This window comes from Vibrio sp. 1069 (genome assembly GCF_033340555.1).
Window position 1 is genome coordinate 162,178 of the sequence record NZ_JAWOWP010000003.1, and the last position, 25,039, is coordinate 187,216.

At 43.7% G+C, this 25,039-nt stretch carries 22 protein-coding genes and 1 pseudogene; 11 read left to right on the forward strand and 12 right to left on the reverse strand.

From position 1 onward, the window contains the following. Positions 1 to 20: 20 nt before the first annotated feature. Positions 21 to 1,484: an N-acetylglucosamine-binding protein GbpA gene (gene gbpA, locus R7040_RS06820; RefSeq protein WP_064354960.1), complete on the forward strand. Its 1,464-nt coding sequence runs from the start codon at positions 21 to 23 to the stop codon at positions 1,482 to 1,484. Between the two features lie 53 nt (positions 1,485 to 1,537). Here gbpA and R7040_RS06825 read toward each other — a convergent pair whose 3' ends face one another. Next, positions 1,538 to 2,410, reverse strand: a complete 873-nt coding sequence (locus tag R7040_RS06825) for a patatin family protein (RefSeq protein WP_017634445.1) — start codon at positions 2,408 to 2,410, stop codon at positions 1,538 to 1,540. Between the two features lie 190 nt (positions 2,411 to 2,600). Further along, on the reverse strand, positions 2,601 to 3,242 hold the full coding sequence (locus tag R7040_RS06830) for a MarC family protein (protein WP_005374889.1): 642 nt from the start codon (positions 3,240 to 3,242) through the stop codon (positions 2,601 to 2,603). A 194-nt stretch (positions 3,243 to 3,436) separates the two neighbouring features. On the opposite strand from R7040_RS06830, the gene nfsA reads away from it, so the two are divergent. The 4 genes and pseudogenes from nfsA (at position 3,437) to R7040_RS06850 (ending at position 8,399) form a co-directional block, all read left to right on the forward strand. Next, entirely contained in the window at positions 3,437 to 4,159 is a 723-nt protein-coding gene (nfsA, locus tag R7040_RS06835) for an oxygen-insensitive NADPH nitroreductase (RefSeq protein WP_053303898.1), read from the forward strand. A gap of 418 nt (positions 4,160 to 4,577) precedes the next feature. After that, positions 4,578 to 5,700: pseudogene (locus R7040_RS06840) on the forward strand (polysaccharide export protein). Positions 5,701 to 5,769: 69 nt separating this feature from the next. Next, the gene (locus R7040_RS06845) at positions 5,770 to 6,210 is read left to right on the forward strand and encodes a low molecular weight protein-tyrosine-phosphatase (RefSeq protein ID WP_053303899.1); all 441 of its coding nucleotides are present in this window, start codon (positions 5,770 to 5,772) and stop codon (positions 6,208 to 6,210) included. Positions 6,211 to 6,239: 29 nt separating this feature from the next. Continuing rightward, on the forward strand, positions 6,240 to 8,399 hold the full coding sequence (locus R7040_RS06850; RefSeq protein ID WP_064354961.1) for a polysaccharide biosynthesis tyrosine autokinase: 2,160 nt from the start codon (positions 6,240 to 6,242) through the stop codon (positions 8,397 to 8,399). A 65-nt stretch (positions 8,400 to 8,464) separates the two neighbouring features. Here the strand turns inward: R7040_RS06850 and R7040_RS06855 are convergent, their stop codons facing one another. Then, a complete protein-coding gene (locus R7040_RS06855) occupies positions 8,465 to 8,836 on the reverse strand; it encodes a hypothetical protein (RefSeq protein WP_017634450.1) in 372 nt (123 codons plus the stop codon). Between the two features lie 7 nt (positions 8,837 to 8,843). Continuing rightward, positions 8,844 to 9,152: a monooxygenase gene (locus tag R7040_RS06860; protein WP_005374871.1), complete on the reverse strand. Its 309-nt coding sequence runs from the start codon at positions 9,150 to 9,152 to the stop codon at positions 8,844 to 8,846. 108 nt (positions 9,153 to 9,260) lie between these two features. Between R7040_RS06860 and R7040_RS06865 the strand changes: the two genes are divergently transcribed. From R7040_RS06865 to R7040_RS06880, 4 genes are all read left to right on the forward strand, one after another. Beyond that, on the forward strand, positions 9,261 to 10,151 hold the full coding sequence (locus R7040_RS06865; RefSeq protein WP_064354962.1) for a LysR family transcriptional regulator: 891 nt from the start codon (positions 9,261 to 9,263) through the stop codon (positions 10,149 to 10,151). Between the two features lie 280 nt (positions 10,152 to 10,431). Next, a complete protein-coding gene (locus R7040_RS06870) occupies positions 10,432 to 11,697 on the forward strand; it encodes a DUF1835 domain-containing protein (protein ID WP_318081154.1) in 1,266 nt (421 codons plus the stop codon). Between the two features lie 389 nt (positions 11,698 to 12,086). Next, positions 12,087 to 13,391, forward strand: a complete 1,305-nt coding sequence (locus R7040_RS06875; RefSeq protein ID WP_213895966.1) for a dicarboxylate/amino acid:cation symporter — start codon at positions 12,087 to 12,089, stop codon at positions 13,389 to 13,391. Positions 13,392 to 13,793: 402 nt separating this feature from the next. Then, positions 13,794 to 14,258 (forward strand): DUF6795 domain-containing protein, encoded by a 465-nt coding sequence (locus R7040_RS06880; protein WP_225491615.1) that lies wholly within the window; start codon positions 13,794 to 13,796, stop codon positions 14,256 to 14,258. 133 nt (positions 14,259 to 14,391) lie between these two features. Here R7040_RS06880 and R7040_RS06885 read toward each other — a convergent pair whose 3' ends face one another. The 5 genes from R7040_RS06885 to R7040_RS06905 all read right to left on the reverse strand — a co-directional run bounded on the left by R7040_RS06885 (position 14,392) and on the right by R7040_RS06905 (position 17,934). Then, positions 14,392 to 14,835 carry a DUF6795 domain-containing protein gene (locus tag R7040_RS06885; protein WP_104980194.1) on the reverse strand — a complete coding sequence of 148 codons (444 nt, stop codon included), beginning with the start codon at positions 14,833 to 14,835 and terminating at the stop codon, positions 14,392 to 14,394. A gap of 170 nt (positions 14,836 to 15,005) precedes the next feature. Further along, positions 15,006 to 15,380, reverse strand: a complete 375-nt coding sequence (locus R7040_RS06890) for a YkvA family protein (protein WP_054700617.1) — start codon at positions 15,378 to 15,380, stop codon at positions 15,006 to 15,008. Positions 15,381 to 15,592: 212 nt separating this feature from the next. Beyond that, positions 15,593 to 16,717, reverse strand: a complete 1,125-nt coding sequence (locus tag R7040_RS06895) for a M20 family metallopeptidase (RefSeq protein WP_025768633.1) — start codon at positions 16,715 to 16,717, stop codon at positions 15,593 to 15,595. A 9-nt stretch (positions 16,718 to 16,726) separates the two neighbouring features. Next, positions 16,727 to 17,194: a YjiG family protein gene (locus tag R7040_RS06900; protein ID WP_005374849.1), complete on the reverse strand. Its 468-nt coding sequence runs from the start codon at positions 17,192 to 17,194 to the stop codon at positions 16,727 to 16,729. Further along, positions 17,194 to 17,934 carry a nucleoside recognition domain-containing protein gene (locus R7040_RS06905; RefSeq protein ID WP_213891063.1) on the reverse strand — a complete coding sequence of 247 codons (741 nt, stop codon included), beginning with the start codon at positions 17,932 to 17,934 and terminating at the stop codon, positions 17,194 to 17,196. Before R7040_RS06905 ends, R7040_RS06900 begins: the two co-directional genes overlap by 1 nt. 529 nt (positions 17,935 to 18,463) lie before the next feature. Between R7040_RS06905 and R7040_RS06910 the strand changes: the two genes are divergently transcribed. Continuing rightward, on the forward strand, positions 18,464 to 18,670 hold the full coding sequence (locus R7040_RS06910) for a hypothetical protein (protein WP_005374843.1): 207 nt from the start codon (positions 18,464 to 18,466) through the stop codon (positions 18,668 to 18,670). Between the two features lie 96 nt (positions 18,671 to 18,766). After that, positions 18,767 to 19,483 carry a DsbA family protein gene (locus R7040_RS06915; protein ID WP_213967500.1) on the forward strand — a complete coding sequence of 239 codons (717 nt, stop codon included), beginning with the start codon at positions 18,767 to 18,769 and terminating at the stop codon, positions 19,481 to 19,483. Positions 19,484 to 19,552: 69 nt separating this feature from the next. On the opposite strand, the gene R7040_RS06920 is transcribed toward R7040_RS06915, so the two are convergent. The 3 genes from R7040_RS06920 to glgB form a co-directional block, all read right to left on the reverse strand. Continuing rightward, a complete protein-coding gene (locus R7040_RS06920; protein WP_213967501.1) occupies positions 19,553 to 21,613 on the reverse strand; it encodes an alpha-amylase in 2,061 nt (686 codons plus the stop codon). 180 nt (positions 21,614 to 21,793) lie between these two features. Beyond that, positions 21,794 to 22,468, reverse strand: coding sequence for a monofunctional biosynthetic peptidoglycan transglycosylase (gene mtgA / locus R7040_RS06925; protein WP_025768637.1), 675 nt, complete (start codon positions 22,466 to 22,468; stop codon positions 21,794 to 21,796). 136 nt (positions 22,469 to 22,604) lie between these two features. After that, a complete protein-coding gene (glgB, locus tag R7040_RS06930; RefSeq protein WP_250155567.1) occupies positions 22,605 to 24,797 on the reverse strand; it encodes a 1,4-alpha-glucan branching protein GlgB in 2,193 nt (730 codons plus the stop codon). Between the last annotated feature and the right edge of the window lie 242 nt (positions 24,798 to 25,039).

Sequence of the window (25,039 nt, forward strand, 5' to 3'; positions counted from 1 at the left end):
GCCATAACAGAGGACATGTGATGAAATCATTTCCAACCAAATCCGTACTCGCGTTAGCACTTGCAAGCATTAGTTCAGGTGCTGCGGCTCACGGTTATGTATCAGAAACCAATGGTGGTGTCGCTGCAAGTCGCTCGGCACTATGTAAGTATCCAACGCCAGATACTAACGAAAAAAATAATAACTGCGGTGCGATTCAATATGAACCGCAAAGCGTTGAAGGCCCTGATGGCTTTCCCGAAACAGGGCCTCGCGATGGTAAAATAGCGAGTGCCGAAACCGCTTTAGCAGCTGCCCTTGATGAGCAAACTGCCGACCGTTGGGTAAAACGTCCTATTCAAGCAGGTACACAAACTTTTGAATGGACATTTACCGCTAACCACGTGACGCGCGACTGGAAATATTACATCACCAAGCCTGATTGGAACCCAAACGCTTCACTATCACGAGACTCTTTTGATCTAACTCCTTTCTGTGTCGTCGACGGCAATATGGTTCAACCCCCGAAACAGGTAAGCCATCAATGTAATGTGCCTACTCGCGAGGGATACCATGTCATCCTGGCAGTATGGGATGTTGGCGACACTGCAGCCTCATTTTATAACGTGATCGATGTGAAATTTGATGGTGGCAGTCCCGTTATTCCAGATTGGAAGCAAGGCGGTCAAATTATTCCTACAATGGATTTAAATATTGGGGATTCGGTTTATACACGCGTATTTGATCAAGCAGGTGAAAACGTGGCGTATAGAACTGAACTAGAAATTACCGATGCAGCAATGGGCCAAGCGAAAAACTGGTCTTACACACTCGCGACTAAGCTAAACCAAGAACAAGCAAAACTGCAAGCCGGGCAGTATGCAGAGGATAAATTCACTCCTGTTTATGGTACTAATCCGGTGTATCTGCAAGCAAATAGCGGCCTTAAGCGAGTAGAGATCGGCTATAACATTGAAACTCCTGTCCCAGAATACTCACTCACAGTAGATGGCTTAGCAGACGAGTATATCATTGAGTCAACACCGACAACGTTGGATCTGACACTAACTGCTGAAGGCGATTTAAATGCAGAACTCACCGTTTACAATCACCATCGCGAACCACTTGCAAGTTGGGCAAACGAAATGAAAGACGGCTCGGTAGAGGCGATATCGCTCGCTTTAAGTAAATCAGAGCCGGGTCACCATATGCTCGTGACACGTATTAAGGACAAAGATGGCAACTTGGTGGATCAGCAAACACTCGACTTTCACTTAAAAGAAGAGTCAGTTACTCCACCACCATCTGGTGAGTACGATTTTGTCTTCCCTGAAGGACTATCTAGCTACACTGCGGGCACAAAAGTGCTTGCCAGCGACGGGGGCATTTATCAATGTAAACCTTTCCCATACTCTGGTTACTGTATGCAGTGGAAAGAAAGCGCAAACCATTACGAGCCTGGAATAGGTTCACACTGGGAGATGGCTTGGGATAAAGTCAACTAAATCACCCTTCGAACGTTAAGTAAAAAGAGCCTCACTATGAGGCTCTTTTATAATCAAACGCAAAAATGACAATTTTCCCGGTCTAAACCATGAACACCAGATAAACTAGTGAGATGCGCTCGCCCCTCAATCAGCCCCATTTCATACCCTTCTAGTAAAACGGATTGTCGCATTGATAAGCGCTGAACATGAAAATTATCTGGTGGGGCAATCACCCTAACATGTGTTCCTGGTGGAGGGTTACGAATAAACTCTAATGATTGATTATAGTTATCTGCACGTCTTAACATCGCATCCGCCATTTTGGGGTGCTCCGCAAACAGTTTCTTCATCAGCCATGTGGTCTTAACTGGCTTTTTGGCATAATTCAGTGGGTGAGAGAGTACTACGGTTATGTCGCGAGCCCCTCGACGATAAGCCTCACGCACTGGGATAGAATCAGCGACCCCACCATCGGTATAACAACCACCAGAAAAACAAGGGGTATGCTTGTAGGCAATCGGTAATGCTGTTGTCGCTTCAATCGCATGGTGAAAATTATCACGTGTCACGCGATAGTAATCTGCCTGCCCTGTATCTACATTTGTTGTCGCTGCGAGAAAAGGAACGCCATTAAACAGTTTATTTTCATCGACGGGATACAAGCGATTAGATTCTTCAAACAACCACTTCACATCGATGAGATCCCCACCTTTAACGAAGCGAGTCGGGTCAAAAAAGCGTTTACTTGTGGCCAGCTTAGTAATGACGTTAATACTGCGATGCGGGTAGTCGGTCAAATACCCAATCAAATTTGATGCACCAGCAGATACACCGATTGCAAAATCAAACGGTTTATAACTCTGCTCTAAAAACGCATCTAACACTCCGCTTGCGAAGACGCCTCGCATCGCGCCACCTTCTACTACAATTGCTTTTGTTGCCATATTTCCCCCATTCTCCTTGCCAAAAGAGTAATGAAATTCGTGCAATCACAACAATTGAATATTCTTATTATTGAAATAGGTGAAGTCTATTTATTTCTCTCTTAGAAAATGAAAACTAAAGTTCAAAAAATCCGTACCCGTTAGAAATGTAATTGCGGGCTTAACCAAGGTGGCAAGGTCTAAGAGAAATCTAGGAGAAAACCGTTTTATAGGCTTCGCCCGCGCCATCAATGAACATTTGAGTACCAATAACCGCTAGAATTAAGCCCATCATTTTAGTCACAACATTTAGAGCACTTGGTCCAACCGCTTTGACCAATTTGTCTCCAAACAAAAACAGTACATAGGTGATCACACAAAGGACAGCGAAAGAAACGATAGTAATAATGGTTTGATCGAAACCACCCGCTGTCGCAAAGTTCATCGCGGTAGCAATCGTTCCAGGCCCAGCTAATATTGGCATCGCCAGTGGAGACACTGCAATACTCAATGCCGCCCGTTGCTGAGCTGGTGAATACGCCTTCTCTTTGGTTTTTTGATGCGTCGAATCACCTTGAAGCATGTTAAAACCTATCAAAAACACCAAAATACCGCCTGTTATTCGCAATGCATAAAGCGTGATACCAAACAAATCAAAAATTAACTTACCGGCAATAGAAAATATCGCGATGATAATAAATGCAATAAAAACCGAGCGGAGCGCAATGGAACGGATGGTTTCTTTATCTTCATCAGCAGTTAAACTCAAAAAGATGGGAATATTGGCGATAGGGTTCATGATGGCAAAGAAGCCCATAAACACCGTAACTGTATGAACAATGAGTTCTTTCATATTTTCCACTGCATTTAAATTATTGATTCTAAAAACAGTATATACGCTCTCAAACAGAACGAGTGGTGTATTCTCGATTCGTCTTCACACTTATGCACCAAGCATTGTTTTTCTTTTGAGATAGTTTACCGACTCATCAAATGTCGCTAAGGTGAGTCTTCAGCCTTTAACGTAACAGGGGATGTTAAGTCACCATGAACAGCACGATTCAAACAATTCTCAATCACCGCTCAATTCGAAAATTCACCTCACAACCGATTGAGAGTGAACAATTAGATGCCATTCTTCAAGCCGGCCTTGCGGCATCCTCATCAAGCATGTTGCAAGTCGTTTCAATTATCCGCGTCACCGACAAAGAAAAACGCACGCTATTAGCTCAATATGCCGGAAATCAAGGGTACGTTGAAAGCGCGGCTGAGTTTTTGGTGTTTTGTATTGATTACCAGCGCCATGCCAGTATCAACCCAGATGTTCAAGCTGACTTTACCGAGTTAACGCTAATAGGCGCTGTAGACTCGGGCATCATGGCACAAAATTGCTTGCTTGCGGCGGAGTCGATGGGACTAGGAGGTGTGTATATTGGTGGTTTACGAAACAATGCCCAAAAAGTAGACGAATTATTAGGTTTACCTAAAAATACCGCCATTTTATTTGGTATGTGTCTTGGTCATCCAGATCAAGCCCCTGAAGTAAAACCTCGCCTACCTAAGCATGTCGTGGTGCATGAAAATCAGTATCAAGACCTAAGCTTGGATGATATTCAGACGTATGACCAAACTATGCAAAACTACTATGCAAACCGTTCGAGCAATCAAAAACAGAGTACTTGGTCACAAGAAGTCACCAGTAAACTGGCTGGCGAATCACGTCCGCACATCCTTCCGTATTTGAATGGGAAGGGGTTAGCGAAGAAGTGACCATGTCGAAAGACAACAAAACAAAAAAGAGACATGAGTCACATTTTTAATAATCCTATTTAATACAACGAGATAATTAGTCGGTAGACTTTCTTGGTTGTATTTTAGAAAGAAAACACTACATATAGAGCTAATAAACAAAATTTGAGCTAATTGAACAAGTTTTTTATCCGCAATATGAAATCTTGTAAGTGAAAACATAAAAATACGATATTTATTTGGACACTTGCTGCATTACTGTCTATTGCTCTAACCATTGAAATTCATTAGAGTTCATGCCTCCAGATGCAATCAATCCCTTATTGAGCACTTTATAAATAGAAGAAGGTGGTGCTTATAAGGTTATGTTGTGAAGTCTTTTCTGGAAAAGAATGTTGCTACCAGCAACTCGCTCTTTACGTCAGATGAATGAAAAAACATGAATTTCAAACATAAAAAGCTAGCTAGTTTAGTGCTTTCCTCAGTACTTCTTTCTGGATGTACTGTACCCGGTAGTCACCTTTCAACAGATGGAAAAAACTTCGTCGAAGACAGCAATGTTAGTCGCACTTCTGATTTCAATGTTTTTCCACTTACACTTGATAAAGTATCTCAACTTAAAATTTTGGGGATAGAAGCCAAATCCAACCCTGAACTAGATCGCCAACTTAGCTCTTATGAGTATGAGGTTGGCCCTGGAGATATACTAAACATTACTATTTGGGATCACCCAGAACTAACTATTCCTGCTGGTTCTTATCGCAGCTCTGCTGAAGCGGGGGAACTGGGTACATGCTGATGGCACTATCTTCTATCCATATATAGGTATTGTTGAAGTTGCGGGTAAAAACGTTCGTCAAATTCGTGCTGATATTTCTCGCCGATTAGCAAAGTACATAGAAAGTCCTCAAGTGGATGTCAGCGTAGCAGCTTTTCGTTCGAAAAAATCCTACATTACTGGTGAAGTAAGTAATCCTGGACAACAACCAATCACCAACATCCCACTCACCTTGTTAGATGCAATTAACCGTGCAGGTGGATTAGCCGAAAACGCCGACTGGAAAAATGTAACACTGACAAGAAACGGCATAGTTGAAAACATATCTCTTTATGCGCTGATGCAAGAAGGCGACCTCACTGAAAATAGGCTACTTCAACCAGGTGATATCATCCATGTGCCAAGAAATGATTCACAAAAGGTTTTCGTTATGGGTGAAGTTAACGATCCTAAACTACTGAAAATAGATCGCGCTGGCATGAGCCTTACGGAAGCTCTGAGCAACGTTGGCGGTATTAATCAGATATCAGCGGATGCGACAGGTGTATTCGTAATTAGGAGGTCACAAGACGCAGGTTCACTGGGCGACATATATCAACTTGATGTCTCCGATGCGGCAGCGCTCGTTATTGGTACTGAATTTGCTCTGAAACCGTATGACATCGTTTATGTCACTGCGGCGCCTATCAGTCGTTGGAATCGCGTTATTGCACAACTAGTACCTACCATCTCAGGCTTCAATGAACTTACAGAAGGCGTCCTTCGAGTCAGGACTTGGCCATAGAAAAAGCATTCTGAAGGGCTTGTTTGAACATAAACAAGTCATTCAAACGTTGTCTATAAGGAGCAAAACATGTTTTCGAACATTCTTGTCGTGTGTGTAGGTAATATTTGTCGCTCTCCCACAGGAGAGCGGTTACTACAGCAACTACTCCCAGATAAACAGATTTCTTCGGCGGGTATTGCCGTAGAAAAAAGTCGCCTAACCGGAAAGCCAGCAGATGAAACCGCCAGACTTGTCGCGTCAGAACGTGGTATCTACCTGCTAGACCACAAAGCGCAGCAGCTAACCGCTAAGTTGTGCGCAAAACAAGACCTAATATTGGTGATGGAACAAGGTCATATCGATGCTTTGACGGAGCTGGTACCAGAGGCTAGAGGTAAAACAATGTTATTTGGTCACTGGATAGGTTCCGTGGATATTCCAGATCCATACAGACAGAGTAGAGAAGCCTTTGAGCATGCATTATCTCTGATTGAAAATGCTGCTCATGCATGGGCAAAAAAAATATAAATTCAGATCACTTGGCGAAATAAAAAATAATGGCTAACCAAACAATACAACCATCTGCTCTTGCTGATGATGAGATCGACCTAGGCAAGCTCTTCGGCATATTGATAGACGCGAAATGGTTTATCATCAGTATTACACTCTTTTTTGCAACATTAGGTATCGCGGTCGCGTTGCTATCAACTCCGATTTACAAAGCCGACGCGTTAATACAAATCGAAAAGAAAAGTTCAGGTGGTATTTCGGCGATGGTCGGTGACATGGGAGAACTCTTTTCTGCCGAATCATCTGCAACTACAGAGATTGAAATAATTAAATCGAGAATGATTCTTGGCGATACCGTTGATAAGTTTAACTTAACAACCATTGCCACTCCTGATTACTTACCTTTTGTTGGTAAAGGTCTAGCACGAATCAACGGTACTCAAAACTACATTTCTTTGACCACGTTTGAAGTACCTCGAACGGCTAAAGGATTATCTCATCAACTGATTGCTACAGACATCGAGAAAGGTCAATTCAGCTTGATGCTTGAAGACCAAATGGTACTTTCTGGTTCAGTTGGTCAACTAATTGAGATGAATGGCTATCGTGTAAAAGTGAACCAGCTCAATGCTCAAAATGAAGATACTTTTACAATAAGTAAAATAAGCAAGTTAGATGCTATCAACAAGTTAGCCTCACAACTTTCTATTTCAGAGAGAGGTAGCCAAACAGGTATTGTATCTCTAAGTATTGAAGGTGAATACCCAGACCACAATCAGCTTGTTTTAAATGATGTTGTTCAAAACTATTTTTTGCAGAATGTTAGAAGAAACTCAGCTGAAGCTGAGCAGAGCCTCAACTTCCTTAAAGGTCATTTACCCGAGATTAAGGACAAGCTAACTATTTCAGAAGATACATTGAACAGTTTTAGACAAGAAAACGAATCTATCGATTTAAATCTCGAAGCACAATCTACTCTAAAAGTGATGGTGGCACTTGAAGCCCAACTTAATGAGCTAACATTTAAAGAAAGTGAAATCAGTCAAAAATTCACCCAAGACCACCCAGCTTATAAATCGCTGTTAGACAAACGTCAGACATTACTACAAGAGAAAGAGCGTCTTAACAAACAAGTTCAAAAACTGCCAAAAACACAGCGCGAAGTCTTGCGTATGACTCGTGATGTCGAAGTAAACCAGCAAATCTACATCCAACTTTTGAATAAAGTTCAAGAGCTAAATATCATAAAAGCTGGCACCGTAGGTAATGTGCGTATTATTGACAACGCACAATCTTACGCAATTCCTATTAAACCGAAAAAACCTTTGATTGTAGTTTTGGCTACTCTTCTAGGAGGCATGGTAGCTGTCGCATTTGTTCTGGTAAAAACCGCGTTTCATCGTGGAGTGACTTCTCCTGATGAAATTGAGCAAACTGGAATATCTGTATATGCAAGTGTTCCAAAATCAGCACAACAATTGGAAGTTGCGAACAAGCTAAAACGTAAAAACAACAAAGACTTACTTCTTTTAGCAAATGCCAATCCAGCAGATCTATCAATTGAAGCACTACGTGGACTTCGAACCAGCTTACACTTCGCAATGTTGGAAGCCAAAAACAATGTCTTAATGATTTCAGGCCCAGCGCCTTCCATAGGTAAGACGTTCGTATCAACTAACTTTGCTGCAGTTGCGGCTAAAACGGGTCAAAAAGTCCTTTTGGTGGATGCTGACATGCGAAAAGGTTATTTACAGCAATGTTTTGGCCTCACAGCAGAGCAAGGGTTATCTGACTTACTAAGTGGAAAAATTGATCGAGCAACCGCAATCAAGCCAAGTCAAGTTGAAAACTTGGATGTGGTTACTCGCGGCCAAGTACCACCAAATCCGTCAGAACTTCTTATGCACCCTCGCTTCAAGAGCTTTGTTGACGAGATGTCTGCACAATACGATCTAGTCATCATCGATACGCCGCCTGTACTCGCAGTTACCGACCCAAGCATTGTTGGCGCGCTTGCAGGAACAACTCTGATGGTCGCTCGTTTTGATCAAACGACTTTGAAGGAGATTGAAGTCGCGCAAGGTCGCTTCGAGCAATCAGGCGTTGAAGTTAAAGGTGTGATTCTCAATGCAGTTGAGAAAAAAGCATCTAACTCATACGGCTATGGATACGGCTACTATAACTACGCGTACAAAAGCGAATCATAACTTGAATTTAGATCGCTAATTAAACCAAATATGACAAAGCCCTGCTAGAAACAGCAGGGCTTTTTCTATTGCACTCTTAATTGCTTGTACGTAATCAAACTAAGCAAGACAAAGAATATTGGGTCACTCCAACCAAAACCGACAAATACTCCGATAATGCCGGCATAGGTAGTAATCACTGCCCCTAAGCCATTAGTAATCAATAATGCTTTAAACAGCTGTTTCGCAGTATGCCCTGATTCCACATTACGTAACATCAAACTCACCGCTGCGATTCCACCTAAAAAGATCGAAGTATGCTGCGATAAAAACAGCGCGTACTGGTCGTTAATTTGTACTCCATACATCGGCCACATTATGGTTGGTACAAAAAACAACGCAAAAGCGAATACCGTATATACGACACCATGAACGGTTAGAAAAGTGCGGTTGGTCATCATCTCCTTATCCTCTAATAGGCCCTTGATTGAGCGTCGTTAACGGCACATTGATATCGAAAATTTGACCTCGTACTTCGACTACGCCCATTTTTCGTAAGCGTGCGGCATGCATTTCGAGATAAGCTTGCGCCGTGGCTTCATCTTCAAAAAGATAGATACCACCACCGAGTTTGTCTTTTTCGCTTTCCGTCCAGATTTTCCAAATCATGCCCGGCTCTTGGTTAATCGACTTAGCTAAGTCGACCAGAGCATTCGACATCTCGTCACCAAACGGACCATGAAATTCAAAATCAACTTGCAATAATTTCGCCATCTTGAGTCTCCTCTTCTTATTGACTCGTTTTCGATGACAAGATTATTACCTTTATAAAACTGACAGAAAAGTTCATAATTTCGCCATTAACTGTCTAAAAATTGACTCATGAGACTAAAAACGACCTTAGAACAATGGCAAACGCTACAAGCGATTAATCAAGAAGGCAGCATTCAATCCGCAGCTTTACTGCTCAACAAGAGCCATACCACATTGATCTACTCGGTGAGGAAGTTAGAAGACCAACTTGGTATTCAACTTATCGAAGTACGAGGGCGCAAAGCGGGTTTGACAGAGCACGGCAAAACCATACTGCGTCGTGCACAATCCATGCTTGAACAAGCGCGGGAACTAGAAGTCATCAGCGAGCAGTTAAAAAGTGGGGTGGAATCTCAAATCACGGTCGCAGTAGATCATCTTTGTGACCCTTGTTGGCTTTATGCACCACTCAGTCAATTTTTGGAGGACAACAACACAACCTCCGTTCAAGTGGTTGAAACGTCACTGAGCAAAACAACCGAAATGGTCGTAAATGATCTCGCTGACATCGCAATCATCAACTTACCGATAACCAACTACCCTGCCGAAGCATTTGGCGTAACAACCATGCTGCCTGTAATCGCAGCACACCATCCACTCGCTAAAAAGCCGCATGTTTCCATCGACGATTTTGCAACCACCAGCCAAATTGTCATCCGTGACTTAGGTGATTCAGACAAAACGAAAAGAGATGTGGGTTGGTTACGCGCACGTCAGCGTATTACCGTCGATAACTTCGACCACGCTTTTCACGCCGTAGAGCAAGGCGTTGGGTTTTGTCGGCTACCAGCGCACTTAGTCTCAGCCCGAAAGAGCGATAAAATTAAAGTATTGGAGCTCGAACACTCCCATCAATATCAAGTTGCGCTACACCTCACTTTGCCCAAAGGAGCCAAAAGTGGTCCTGCGACTCAAGCGCTTTATCGTATTTTACTCAAAAGTGTAGAAACTCGAGTCTAGCAACAGTGGTATTGAGTTGAATCGCTAGTGTTATCGCCTATTGATTCTCCCTAAACATAGAGAAACGGCCATTTTGTGACGCTACACTCTCACAAAAGGTTGCACGAAGGATAGCGACCACCTACTATCACTCTGCTCATGCCTAAAGCCCCCAACACTCGCGGAAAGAACTCGGTTCACGGCAATATCCTCACCTGCTTGGTTTAGCAGGCACAATCTGTTTTTACCTTCTTTTTAGCTTCTATTTAGGCGAGTGTGGAAGAAATAAGAAAGGTGAAATATGAACTCTACAAATAGCTTCTCGATCAATATCAATCAGCAAAAATCCATTGCTAAAAAAAGGCTCAAAGCTATCCGCCTATACGATGACGCCACGTTGGAGTTAGTTAAGCGATTTCACTCCAAACCAGAATCTTTGGCTCCCAATACAATTCAATTGGCTGACGTTCAACATGCACTCGCAAGAGAACTGGGCTTATCCAGTTGGAGTAAACTAAAAGCTCATGTCGAAGAGCTAGAAGCGCACAAACTAGCCATCAAAGAACAAAAACCGCCCCTAGATGCAAAAGTAAAAACGCTACACGTTCGTTGTGGCCACGACATTCAACAACAACTTAAAGCCAGCGGATTTGAAGGGACATTTTTAGCCCTGATCGATCCGCTTTGTATTGGCCCCATACCAGCAACACCGCAGAACTTCCTTGCCATTCGTGCCCAATATGTCGTAGAGACTCTGCTGCCTGTGATGAAGCGTGAAGACTCGGTTCAAGATATAGTCACATTGGAACAATCAAACCTCGATCTGTTGCAAAGTGATGTATTTGAACGAATCGTCTTTTGGGTCGAACATGACAGTTATGATCAATTGATGCTAATTCGTGCTCTAACACAGTTAGAGAATGTAGAGAATAAAGTGATAGAGGTCATTGAGTTGAACCAGTTCCCGGGCACTGAACGATTCATCGGCTTTGGGCAGTTGCCTGAAGAAGCTATTCGTTCTTGTTGGCGATACCGTAAACCTGTGACAGCAAAATTATTCAGTCAGGCTAAACGGTGTTGGCACGCTATTACATCACCGACACCTATTTCCATAGTTAATTTGATTCAGCAACATAACCTGGATTGCTTGCCCAATATATTCAACGTGCTTAAACGCCATTTGCAAGAGTTACCTAATTCACAAACTGGATTGAGCTTGACACAACACCTCACGCTAAAGGTCTTGAGCTCGCAAAATCGTTCAATTCCCATCAAAGATTGGTTTGAGCAATATCAACAACTAGAACCTCTTCCTTACCTAGGAGACGTGATGTTTTACGCGTTACTCCTCCCTCTAGCACAGTGTCAAACACCTTTGATCACGATTGAGTCACGTGAAAGGCACTGGTGGGAACAAAGCGTCCGTATCACTGAGGCTGGCAAGCAGTGTTTGGAGGGTTTAATACGAGCGAAACAATGCTATTGGGTTGGAGGGATTAAAAATACCAGTCAAAGTTATTGGAGCTGGGATCACCTCCAACTAACTACACTTGCCAACCATTATTGAGTTGACAAATATGAAAGCATAAAAGGTTCGTTGGCTCTGATGAACACTCAATACTAAAGTATCGCTAAAGAAGCGACCGCTAGTCTGAATACAACTTAAATAGTTATGCAGAAATGCATCCACTCAAAGAGAGTATGCACTCTATCTCTTATTAAAATTTATTGTAAATCCTCTTTGTTATCGGTTGTATATTCGATAAAAGTGTTAAAATACAAACTTTTCATCCGGCCAATTCGTTAATATTTGGTTAAAATCCCATTTTTATTAGTGATAAAGTTCACATCTATTAACCATTTAGAGGATTATTCTTTCGTATTTTCTCACTCCGCTGCTAATCTGCTCGCCGCTTTGAAGTGAACTCAAGGTGCATAACTATAAGGAGTGTTCTCATGAATACCAAGAAACCGATGTCGCTTACCAGCCGCGTAATTTTAGGTATGGTTGCGGGTATCTTGACAGGATTTGCAATTCGCACACTTTTTGCCGACAACGGATTTGTCGACGCATACATTGTTAATGGATTATTCGAAGTTGGTGGACAGATCTTCGTTGCCAGCTTAAAAATGCTTGTTGTACCGCTAGTATTTGTTTCGTTAGTTTGTGGTACTAGCTCTCTCAAAGACCTCTCTACACTGGGTCGTATGGGCGGTAAAACCCTCGCTTTCTACGTTACGACAACGGCTATCGCGATTACGCTTGCTCTAACTATGGGTACTCTATTCCAGCCAGGTGCAGGGGCAGATCTAACGGCAGCAAGTTCATTCAAATCAGCTGAAGCGCCATCTTTAGGTCAAGTGATCATTGATATGTTCCCGACTAACCCAATCAGCGCGATGGCAGAAGGTAAAACCCTGCAAGTTATCGTGTTCGCCGTCCTATTCGGTATCGCGATCAGTGCAGCAGGTAAGCCAGGCGAGCGTATCGCAGCATTCTTCTCTGATCTGAATGAAGTAATCATGAAATTGGTTGCGATTCTGATGAACCTTGCGCCTTACGGTGTGTTCTTCCTAATGGCGAAGCTGTTTACAGGCCTTGGTCTAAGCGCAATCTTTAACCTTGCTGAATACTTCGTTGTACTAGCAGGTACGCTATTGCTGCACGGCCTTGTGACTTACAGCCTGATGCTAAAAGGTTTCACAGGTCTAAACCCAATTACGTTCCTACGTAAGATGGAAGACGCAATCATGTTTGCTTTCTCTACAGCATCATCGAACGCGACGATTCCAGTGACAATGGAAACAGCAAAGCACCGCATGGGTGTTGAGAACCGTGTATCATCATTCACAGTACCACTAGGTGCAACCGTGAACATGGACGGTACGGCGATCATGCAAGGCGTAGCAACTGCGTTTATTGCTCAAGCTTTCAATATTGATTTAACTATGGGCGATTACCTAATGGTTATCATGACGGCAACTCTGGCGTCTATCGGTACCGCAGGTGTTCCTGGTGTGGGTCTAGTAATGTTGGCAATGGTATTGAACCAAGTTGGTCTGCCTCTTGAAGGTATCGCGCTCATCATGGGTGTTGACCGTCTTCTCGATATGATTCGTACCGCGGTAAATATCACTGGTGACAGTGCTGTAACCGTCATCGTTGCAAAATCAGAGGGTGCATTGGATGAGGCTCGCTTCAACGACCCAATGGCAGGCGTAGCCGAAGAAGAAGTGCACCTGAAACGCGCGGAAGCTTAAACCCTTCCAAGTTAAATTATCCTGTCTAAGCAAAAACCACCTTACTCTAAGGTGGTTTTTTATTTCCAATTAACCCGAAGTCAAAAAGGTTTAGATAAATTTCTCGTCCCCCGAGGTTGTTTCAATTACTAATCGGTAAGTAGTTAGATTCTATATTAGTTCATCTAGAGGGTTAAGATAACTCGCCTATGTTTATCACTTTGAAAATGATATAAGGAACATTTTCATCATATAGAGATACAAATTCCATTATCAAATTAAAGTTCAAAACCAAATCGCGATAGATAGTAGTCTGATAATTAAGTTGGTACTAAGATACATACATCATAATTTCATGTTTAAAAATAGTCTTTTTTATTCATTTTCTCATTTCCAATACTTGCATTAGGTTTCAACGAAAGTATGTTCGATTTTTTTAAGAAATTTAAATATACATTAAGCCCAGAGGTAAAAGGTACTTTAGTTCTTGATCAAAGACCTCTAGAAAATGTAACGGTTTACTTAGAAGCTAATTTTTTAAAAAATAATTACAAAAGGAGTTCAAGTACTAATGAGTTAGGTGAATTTCACTTTAAACCAGTCATACATGCTCAAAGGTTCAAAGAATCAGCTTTGAATCAAACATATTCATATATCGGAATATATACCTATATAAATGAAGAAAAGAAATATATTTGGGAGTCTCAGTTAAACTACGTTTCACCACCTATATTTATAGAGGACAACTTAAGTAATCTTTACTGTGAGCTTGAAGATACCGAGTTTCGATACTTTTTCAAGAATATCAATCTAGAAAATGCTGGAGATCTAATGGTTATTAGCAACTGCAATTTAAATGGATTTTTATATAAAAGACATTTTTCATAGAGTTTATGATTGTGATGATTATTAAACTCAAAGTTCTTTAAAAGAAAAAGCTATACCTGCACGCCTCAATCAAGTTTAAACATATCAATCAAAGTGCTAATTCGCAGAATATTTCTCTAAAGTAATTCACTACTTAACTTTCGTATACTCCTGATTCTACATAACCAGTTAGTTTGCACTGACTGTACACATAAGTATCATCTTCACCATTTCCAAAATAAGAAAAAGCGAAGTAGTAAACTTCATTGGTTACTTCACAATTCAAATTTCCCATATTTTCTCTAGCAAACTCATAAGTCTCATAACCATCAATTGAAGACTCCCATATCGTCACCTCTTCTCCATTTGCTAGATGAGTCTTCAGGAAAACGAGCACGTATTTCTGATCTAAGTTCAATAAGTCTTGAGACTCATGCTCTTCAAATACAGGGAAGGCAAACGATCCGTTAGCATCAGTAATAGTTTGAAACTCATGAATGGTTCCACGCACACCGACTCGGAGGACCACTAATTGAGATGACAACGGTTTTCCGTTCAAAGTTAGCATACCAATAATATCTGGCGTATACCTGTACATGAAAGGTTTCTCTTAGATAAAAACTTGAATCTGAAAGTACCCTTTCAAATCGAGCAAATCTACTACGGAAAAACGTATTGTGACGAGCTCGTGTGCTTTGAGTAAATGTTAAAAATAACAATTTCTTGTTTGCGCTAAACCAAACATAGAACATGTTTGATGGGCCATACCTACTCCACCATCGAATTCAGTTTTTCTCTAGCTTGTGCTTCGTGTTCTTTAGTGATGGCATTACCGACTGAGTTCGCGGCTAAGGTAAGTGCCGCCATATCATCGGTAAAACCGACGCCAGCTAGTACGTCTGGCACCATATCTGTTGGTAGGACGAAGTAAGCCAGCGCGCCACCTAAAATAGCCTTGTGGCGAACAGAGGTGTTGGAATCTGCCATCGCGAGCCATGATTTTATGCCCATTACGGCAATTTCTTCACCCGCTTTCTTAACCGACCCTTTCATTTTTCGCCAGAATGTTTTCTCATCTGGCGCTTGCATCGTTTGATCTTTGGCGTCTTTCGGCGCCGATTTTACAGACATTGTTGTGGTCATCGTTGCCTCCGAAATTTATGACTATGTCCAACATATTAATAAATCGAACCTGAACGCAAGATTAATAACAAGAAATGATAGTAAAGTGAAACACAGATAGAAAAATCCCCAAACCGAAGTCCGGGGATTATTGCCTTGGAAACAAAAAGTCTTGGAAAACAAAAGTTTTGAAACCAAAAGCTTTGGGAGCCAAGCTTTAGAAGCAGAATGCCTTATTGAACAATCTTCTCCAGTACACGTATCAACATTTTGATACGTGGTTCAATAGACTCAAGCAACAAGTACTCTTGATCGCTGTGGAAGCCCGCACCGATAGGTCCTAGACCATCCAAAGTTGGAACACCAAGAATCGCCGTGTTGTTTGCATCAGAGCCACCACCTACTTCTTTCCAGTTGATTTCGATCGCCAGTTCACTTGCGGCTTCTTCAACTAGCATCATCAGGCTTTCTGTTTGTGGGCTTGGCACCATAGAAGGCTTATAAGCTTCACGAACCAACTCAATTCTCACGCCACCAACGAATGGTGTTTCCAGCATGCCATTTAGCTTGCTATCGACATCATCGTATTCTTCGTTGCTCCAGAAACGCACATCCACGATCGCTTCCGCGTGCTCAGGGACGATGTTCGCACCGTTGCCGCCAGAAACAATGCCGACGTTCAATGTGGTACCAGATTCAAAGTTGGTCATTGCATTGACAGCCAGAATCCAATTCGCCATCTCAGTGATTGCGCTGCGGCCGTTTTCTGGCTCGTTACCTGCGTGAGCAGCAACGCCATTAAAGGTCATTTTGTAGCGAGCCATGCCTTTGCGCGCTTTCACTAAACCACCGTCTGCACGTGCTGCTTCTGCAACCAGCACATTCTTAGCGTTTTTCGCAACTGATTGAATCCAATCCACAGAGTCCAGAGAGCCCGTCTCTTCATCTGGGTTCATGCAGATAGCGATAGACAACTTATCCAACACCGCTTGGTCTAGATTGCGCATCGCGTATACGATGTTCAGCAAGCCAGATTTCATGTCCGAGACGCCCGGACCGTAGGCTTTCTCTGCATCTTGAGACATTGGACGAAGCTCAGCAGTACCCACAGGGAACACGGTATCCATGTGACCAATCAGCATTACGTCGATTTGCTCAGCTTCCGGCTTGTTTCGAACTTCAAGACCGATGCCCGCTCTGCCACAGTCGATGCGTTTTACGCTCCAACCTGACATCGCTTGGTACTTCTCTTCAAATTGAGAAGCGATAAACTCGATACCATCAGTCGTGTAAGTGCCACAATCCACATTAATCAGCGGACGTAGCTCTTCTAGATATTCATTTAGAGAGAATTGCATGACTCACTCCTAGACAAACAGATTCATCACCAGCATTGCGCCAAACGCGTTCAATACTGAGATTGCAATCATAACTGGGATGTAACGACCTTCAGTACCAATTGGACCCATGATACGACCCATGTACTGAACTTGAGAGCCCATTAGGTAGATAGCAGGCGCAAGAATCGCAATGTGCGTACCGTTCAGGATACCTTGGTCAAACAGCGTAATCACTACGCCAACCGCACCGCCCATCGACATCCAAGCACCGATCAATACCGCTGCTGCTTCACCCGGAAGACCAAACACTGCCATGATTGGAGAAAACACCGTGCCCATCAGATCCAACGCGCCAGTGATTTGAAGCGCTTTGATGATAACGAACGCCATCAATACGTTAGGCACCGTAGAGGTAGTCGCAATTACCCAGCCTTTCTTAGCACCCTCGACGAAGATATCCGTCACCATTGGTTTTTTCGCTTTAACGTCACCCATTATGCCGTCTCCTCTTTTAGGTTCTCTGATTTGTTTTGGTCTTGCTTGTCTTCTTTACCTTCCGTCATGTTCAGGTAGATACGGAACAGGTTCGCGCCGATGATCTTAAATGCGAACATCACCACAACTGCTAAACCAATAGAAGACGTTACTGCTAGAGAGCCGTCAGCCATCGTCAGTGTGAACAGCACAGCACCCGATGAGAAGAAGTTCACGATGGTTGCACCTGCAGTGAACTGGAACATGGTAAATACGTCCGTTTCACGCTTAGTTAGGTGACCTTCATCTTTTAGCTGACGCGTCATTGCCGCACCTGCATCGGTACTTTGTAGAGAAGCAATTAAAGCCAGACCAGAGTTACCAGGGATGCCCATTAGAGGACGTAGAAGAGGAGTAAGAAGCTTACGAGCTGCTTCAAGTGCACCGTAGTGCTCAAGTACGTTGATCATACCTAATGCGAACATAACGGTTGGAATCAAAGTAAGTGCGAAAATGAAACCGTCACGAGCACCGCTACCGCCAGTACCACGGAAAGATGTGGTCGCAGCTTGTACCTCGCCATCCGCACCTTCCGTTACGCCGTAAGCCACTTTACCGAAAGAGCCATTAAGCGTTGTAAAGTCGAATACACCGTACCATTCGTTGGATTGCATCAGACCAGAAAAGAACACAACCGCAAACGCCAGAGCAACGTAGCACCCCAGTGTAACTTTACGCTCAGTTTGAACAGGAATTTTCATAACATTACCTACACATGTGGACCTTAACACATATGTTCACCTGAATAATGTGCTAGAGAGATGATCAAAATCAATCCGTCTGCCGAACATTATCGCGACTCAGTTATGAAGTTTTATTTTATGATTCCAATCACAATTGAAAGATAATAAAGATTTGTGCTAACAATTAGGTATATTAATCTATGTTGATAGCTCACGACTTCTTCATCAACTCAACAAATGATTCTGACGAATATTGCTTTCTACAACATTCATGACGTACTTCATACTTTGGCATTGAGGCAACATCGATTAACTCGAAAGTAACATTCAGCCACGAAATTTAGGTTAGGATGGCCCGGTCATATGTAAACGGCATAAACCAGAATTAACAGGACTATACGACCCATTGTTACGCTCACAATATAAAATAGCCAAATGGACACTCGCCCTCGTGCTTTGGGTGGTGATGATATGCTTAAGCCAAAATTCTGGTTTCTCGAAAAACTGCCCGAAGGCTCACCAAATACAGAGTCAGCAAGATGAAAGCGTGAATTTATCACCATCTTGCGACCTTTCAGAAAAGCTGGTTCAAGCTTACCAACATCAGTTTGATCATATTCTTATTCCATTTTTTCTGTTTGCTTTGATTGTGGCGCTGCCGATGACAACCACAGCAATTCGCTATCTGGAATACACAGAACCGATACCGGAAAAGTATCGGGTTCACCTAAAACTTTGCGTGTTTAGAGAATAAAGCCAGCAAGGCGAGAGACCTTTCGGCCTGACTTTTGTACATATTTTATTCACTTCACATAACAAACAACGAAATTTAAAAGTTTTAGGAAATATTATGACATTCACTCGTACACTTTTGGCGTTAACGATGGCTATCGTACCTGCCGTATCTTTCGCATCAGAAAAGACCGCAGAACAAAAGCTAGAGGAAGTTACTCAGATACTAAAAGAAAACCCTCAAATTCTTGATTCATTGCACCAAAACCTTCAAGAGTACATTGCGTATCAACAGTCATTTGGCGACACCTTGAAGGAGGTTCGTCAATATCTAAGTGATGGCAAACATTCCTCTTTTGGTGCTGAAAACCCTGAGTTAACCATTATTAACGTAACAGACTATAGCTGCCCTTTTTGTAAACGTTTAGAAGGAGAGCTGGTCAAAGTTGGTAAGGAATATCCGCAGGTAAAAGTGCTTAACCTCAATGTCTCTTTTAAAGAACAATACGAGAAAAACGGCTACAACTCGGCAAGTTACGCATTAAATGTTTGGCAAAACCAGCGAGATAAGTACGAACAAGTGCATGAGTTATTGGTGAAAAAACCGGGCGCACATGACGCACGTTCCTTAAATCAAATAGCGAAAAAAACGGGGACAGAAGCACAGATTGTCGACGACAAAGAGACCAAGGCGTTGCTTGATAAAAACTATCAGTATTTCACGCAACTTGGTTTACGCGGCACGCCCGCGTTGATCATTAATGATCAAGTCATTCCTGGCTATGTGCCGTTTGACGAGCTAGAAAAAGTCATCGACCAAGAACTGGCGAACTAATACAACAAAGCCCTTCCCTGATAACTCAAGGAAGGGCTTTTTCTATCTAGGCTTAAAACGAAGTTCTAACTACTTGTCGCGACCCACAAACGCCACAACGACTTTGTCATTGCCAAGCGAGCGAGAGAACACGTACGCGCCTTCTTGTTCAATTACTTGATGCTGACCCGCACCAATCGCTGGGTGCGCTTTACGGAACTGACCAAGAGTTTGCCAGTGTTTGAGCAGCGCTTGCTTCTCATCAGATAGCTTCCATACCATGTCAGAACGAGTGCCTTGGTGGAAATCGTCCGCGTAAGGACCAATGTTACGACCAACTTCATCACCATAATAAACCTGAACAGCACCAGGACTCAAAAGCAGTGCATTCGCGGCGTTACGCTGCATACCGTAATCTTTGAAGCGAGAGAAGAACAGCTCGGTATCGTGAGAAGACATGTAGCTCACAGGGTTAAAGTCTTTCTCATTGGCGATAGTGTCCGCATAGCTTTGGTAAGTGTCTGCCATTTGGCTGAAACACGCCGCGCCTTTGTCTAACTTCTTCTGCATATCGAAGTTAATCAACGCATCAAAGCCGTCGTCGAAGTAAGGGCTGCGATATGCGGTATGTCCCCATACTTCACCCATCATCCAGAATGGCTGACCTGACTTACCGTTCTCTTTACGCCACTGCTCAAGGCTGCTTGATGCCTCTTCTTTCAAGCGTTTCCACACATCGCCTTCAACGTGCTTCACCGTGTCGACACGGTAACCATCAATACCAAAGCGTTTCACCCAATCAGTTTGCCACTCAATTAGGTAGTCCGAGACGGTGTAATTATCACGCTCCTCAACGCGAGTGCCAGGGTTATCCAATAGCCATTGAGCTGGCTTCACGGCTTTGTCTGATTCAGTGATAAAGTCTGGCAAACCCGCCAATGACATGGTGATATCACTGCTGCCCGGAACTGGGTATCCCGGTAGACCTGTTCTTACCCAGTCACCGCCCCACCATTTCGCCCAGTTTGGACTCTGGTAATCAATATTCTGGTGGTAGCTATGCCAGTTTTCGCCCGCTTTTGGTTTCCAATCCCCCCATTTCTTAGGTAGGTCAGCGTTTGGTTTTAACATCTCAATACCGTCAAATTGCAAATCGGCTAACGTTGAGTAACCAGTGTGGTTGATTACTGCGTCCATCAAGACTTTAAGGCCACGTTTATGTGCCTCTTCCACCAGCTTTTTAAGATCAGCTTCGTTACCGAAGTTCTCATCAATCTTGGTAAAGTCACGCGTCCAGTAACCGTGGTAAGCGTAGAATGGGAATGAGCCGCTATCGCCGCCACCCACAAAGCCGTGTACTTGCTCAACGATTGGCGACAACCAAATCGCATCGGTACCTAGGCTCTTTATGTAATCTAGCTTTTCGATCACACCTTTTAGGTCACCACCGTGAAAGGTACCAATCTCTTCTTTACCGTCTTTCTTGCGACCATAGCTGTTGTCATTGCTCGTATCAGCATTATTGAAACGGTCGACCATCACGAAGTAAATGTTGGCATTGCGGTAATCAAACGGCACTGCTTCTTTGGTTTTCTTCACTGGCTCTAGTAGCACCAAACCGCCTGAATCTTTGCTTGGTGTCAGCGATACTTGCTGATCTTTTACTTCGACCATCTGACCAGAATAGGCATCACGCAACTTGGTGCCATCGGGGAAACTGTCACCCAGCGCGATGGTGACTTCGCCGCCTTGGTAAACCTCACATTGCACTTGTGGGATTGGGCGTTTAAATTCTGTCTTGGCAGCTTTCTTAGGCTCTCGCTTGAAGCGTAGAGTTTTGGCTTCCGCATCAAAAGCAAAAGAGTAATCGCCAGTAAAACGGATTTTTAAAGGCAGTTCTGTTGGCTTTCCACAGTTCAGCGCGATAGGTTTGTTGAATTTGACCTTCTGACCATCAGGCGCGACACAGTCGCCTTCAATACCCGTGATTTTGAGCGTGTATCCGTCTTTGGTTAAGGGCACAACCAAAGGCTGCTCTGCACTTAACGGAAAGTCACGGCTGTTGGTCGTGGTAGCAATGGTGATGTTTGGCTCGGCGATGGCACTTGCCGATGCAAGCAATAAGGTAGTCGTAATCAGATTCAGTTTCATCGTTCAGTCCATTGGTTGCGCATAGGCGCAGTATTCGTGTTGTAGTTTTATTCACACTAATAGTAAATGGATGAAAAACTGAGCACATCATTCTGAAAGGCTACGCCCTAAAGCTTGTGACGCTTCACATTTTGCTTTTATGGGGGCGTAGTTCTACTTATGAGCAGGGTAAAAAGGAGTTTAAAGCTGAATGCTACCAAGGTTACGCATTTGTCTCATCGCCCAATTGACGCGGCTGATGGTGTAAGAAGTCTGAGGGTAAACTTTGATGCGATACGGATTTGGCAGCACCACCGCAAGCCTTGCTGCTTGGCGTGTTGAAAGTTGTTTAGCAGGAATACCAAAGTAGTTTTGCGCAGCGGCTTCCGCGCCATAAATACCTGGACCAAACTCCACCACATTCAAATACACTTCAAGAATGCGTTTTTTACTCCACATTGCTTCCATCAGCAGAGCAAAATAAAGCTCATACGCTTTGCGCACATAAGAGTGTGAAGGAAACAGAAACACGTTCTTTGCAGTTTGCTGAGTAATCGTGCTCGCACCGCGAGAGGGACCGTTCTCGCCAGACTCTGAGATCACTTTAAACAAGGAATCAAAATCCACTCCGTAATGGGTCGGGAACTTTTGATCTTCTGTCGCAATCACGGCCAGTTGAATGTGTTTAGAAATATCACTCAAAGGCACCCATTCATTTTGACTCTCTTCAGGAAATCCTTCAGGAGGAGAAATCATGCGGCTGATCTTCCATCCCCAAATTGGTGGATCGATGTATTTCACTATGCCAACGAGCATCACTGGTAAAAGCAAAAGCACCAATAAGATATTGAACAGAAGGGATTTAATCTTTCTCAAAGTCCGACCTAGCCTGATTTAACAAAACAATATGATGCAAGTATAGAGTATGCAGTCTGTTTATCGTTAGTGAAAACTTGGTCAAAAAAAGCCCGATTTACAATGTAAAACGGGCTTAGAATTTGATTAGACTAAATTATTTGTGCAGCTTGTAGAACACGGTTGAAAGTGGAGGCAAACGAAGCTCAAGTGATTGAGGCAGTGATTCACTTTCAACTTTTTCCGTTTTCACACTGGTCAGCACTTTAAAATCGCTGCCGCCGTATTTGCTGTCGTCTGTATTCAGTAGCAGTTCGTATTGACCTGCATTTGGAACGCCTAAACGGAAACGCTCGTGCGGTACGGGCGTAAAGTTGGTGATGATCAGAATACGCTCACCTTCTTTACTAATACGCTCGTGCGCTAGGATGCTCGCATCCGCTTCGTCTTGTAGACGCCACTCAAAACCAGCAGGAACACAATCTTGATCGTGCATCGCCGCTTCATTTCGGTACAAGTGGTTCAAATCTCGCATCAGCTTTTGAACGCCTTGATGACGCTCGTATTCTAGCAAGAACCATTGCAACTGATCATCGTGGTTCCACTCCGCCGTTTGGCCGATTTCCGCGCCCATGAAGTTCAGCTTTTTGCCCGGTTGACCATACATATAACCGTAGTATGCTCGTAGGTTTGCGGTTTGCTGCCATTCATCGCCCGGCATCTTGTTGTGAATAGAGCCTTTGCCGTACACCACCTCGTCGTGAGAGAGAGACAAGACGTAGTTCTCGCTGTGCGCATAAACTAGCGGAAATGTGATGGTATTGTGGTGGTATTTGCGGTGAACAGGATCTTCTTTGATGTATGAAAGACTGTCGTGCATCCACCCCATATTCCACTTGAAGCCAAAGCCTAAACCACCCATAAAGGTTGGCGCAGACACACCCGGAAACGCCGTTGACTCTTCCGCAATCGTCATCGCATTCGGGAAGTACTTGTACACTTCTTCGTTCATCCATTTTAAGGTTGCGATTGCGTCGTAGTTTTCGTTGCCACCATCAACGTTCGGGACCCACTGATCGTGGCTACGTGAATAATCGAGATAGAGCATCGACGCGACGGCGTCCACGCGAATGCCATCAATATGGAATTGTTCAAACCAGTACAGCGCATTCGAGACAAGGAAGCGACGTACATGTTCACGGCCTAAATCGTAAATGTAGGAGTTCCAATCTTGGTGCCAACCGCGACGAGGATCTGGATCATGGAACAGAGGCGTACCATCAAAGTTCGCTAAACCATGATCATCCGATGGGAAGTGCGCAGGAACCCAATCCAGCACTACACCGATACCAGCTTGGTGACACGTATCCACGAAGAATTTGAAATCATCAGGTGAGCCAAAACGGCTAGTTGGTGCAAACAAGCCAACAGGTTGATAGCCCCATGAACCATAGAATGGATGCTCAGACACAGGCATCAGCTCAACGTGGGTGTAGCCCATATCCACAAGGTATGGCACCAACTGCTCCGCGAGTTCGCGGTAGTTCAGGAAATCACCTTTCTCGTCGCGCTTCCATGATCCAGCATGCAGCTCGTAAAACGATAACGCTTCATCACGCTTTTGTGTCACTGCGCGATTTTGCCATTTCGCATCTTGCCATTGGTAACGCTTGTGATCGTAAGTAATGGATGCGAACGATGGGTATTGCTCAGAGTAGAAACCCCAAGGGTCTTGTTTGTGTGGCAGCCCTTCCCCATTTGGCCCTTTGAGCTCAAATTTGTACTGAACGCCTTCTTCTAAGCCAGGAATGAATAGGCCCCAGATACCGTAGTCTAGGCGTTGCATTGGATGACGACGGCCATCCCATTGGTTGAAGCAACCCACAAGGCTAACAGCAGATGCATGTGGTGCATAAACAAGGAAACGCACACCAGAGATGTTTTCACCGCCACGTTCTAGCGTGACAAAGTGTGCGCCCATGTAGTGATACATGTCTTTTGGCGTATGCAGATGCTCGTACTCTTGGTAGATATTGTGGTACTGGTACGGGTCATCAATAATTTGTTCAACACCATTCCAATCGACCGCTAAACGGTAGTGGGTCAGGTGTAAATCGCGTTGCTCTTTTAAGATGAAACCGCTGTCGCCATCACGCTCAAGCGCCACACGAGGTTCACCATTAACAAGCAGTTCAACCTTGTTTGCGCCCGGCATCCAAACTCTCAGCGAAGCTTCGTCGTCAATGAAAGGACCCAGCGCCGCAAATGGATCTGAGTAAGCCGCCTCAGCAAGCAGTTCGTATGCGCGTTCGTGTTGTTTCTTTATTTTCTTGGTTTTGGTGGTTTTCAAATCTTTCTCCCTAGAGCCAACATCCTTTTCAAGACCAGAGATCTGAATCAAACATCGGTTTCTCCACAGCCAACGTTGTGAACTCACAAAAAGACTCCGCTTCTCACGTTCGTTGCGTAAACGGCGTCAAAATACAAAAATGCCCGCTATTGTCGCGGGCATAATAACGGTACTTCATCCTAACGGATTGTGTTTTAGGAATGAGTGACCTAGACGGAACTTTCGTACCTCTGAGCTAACAA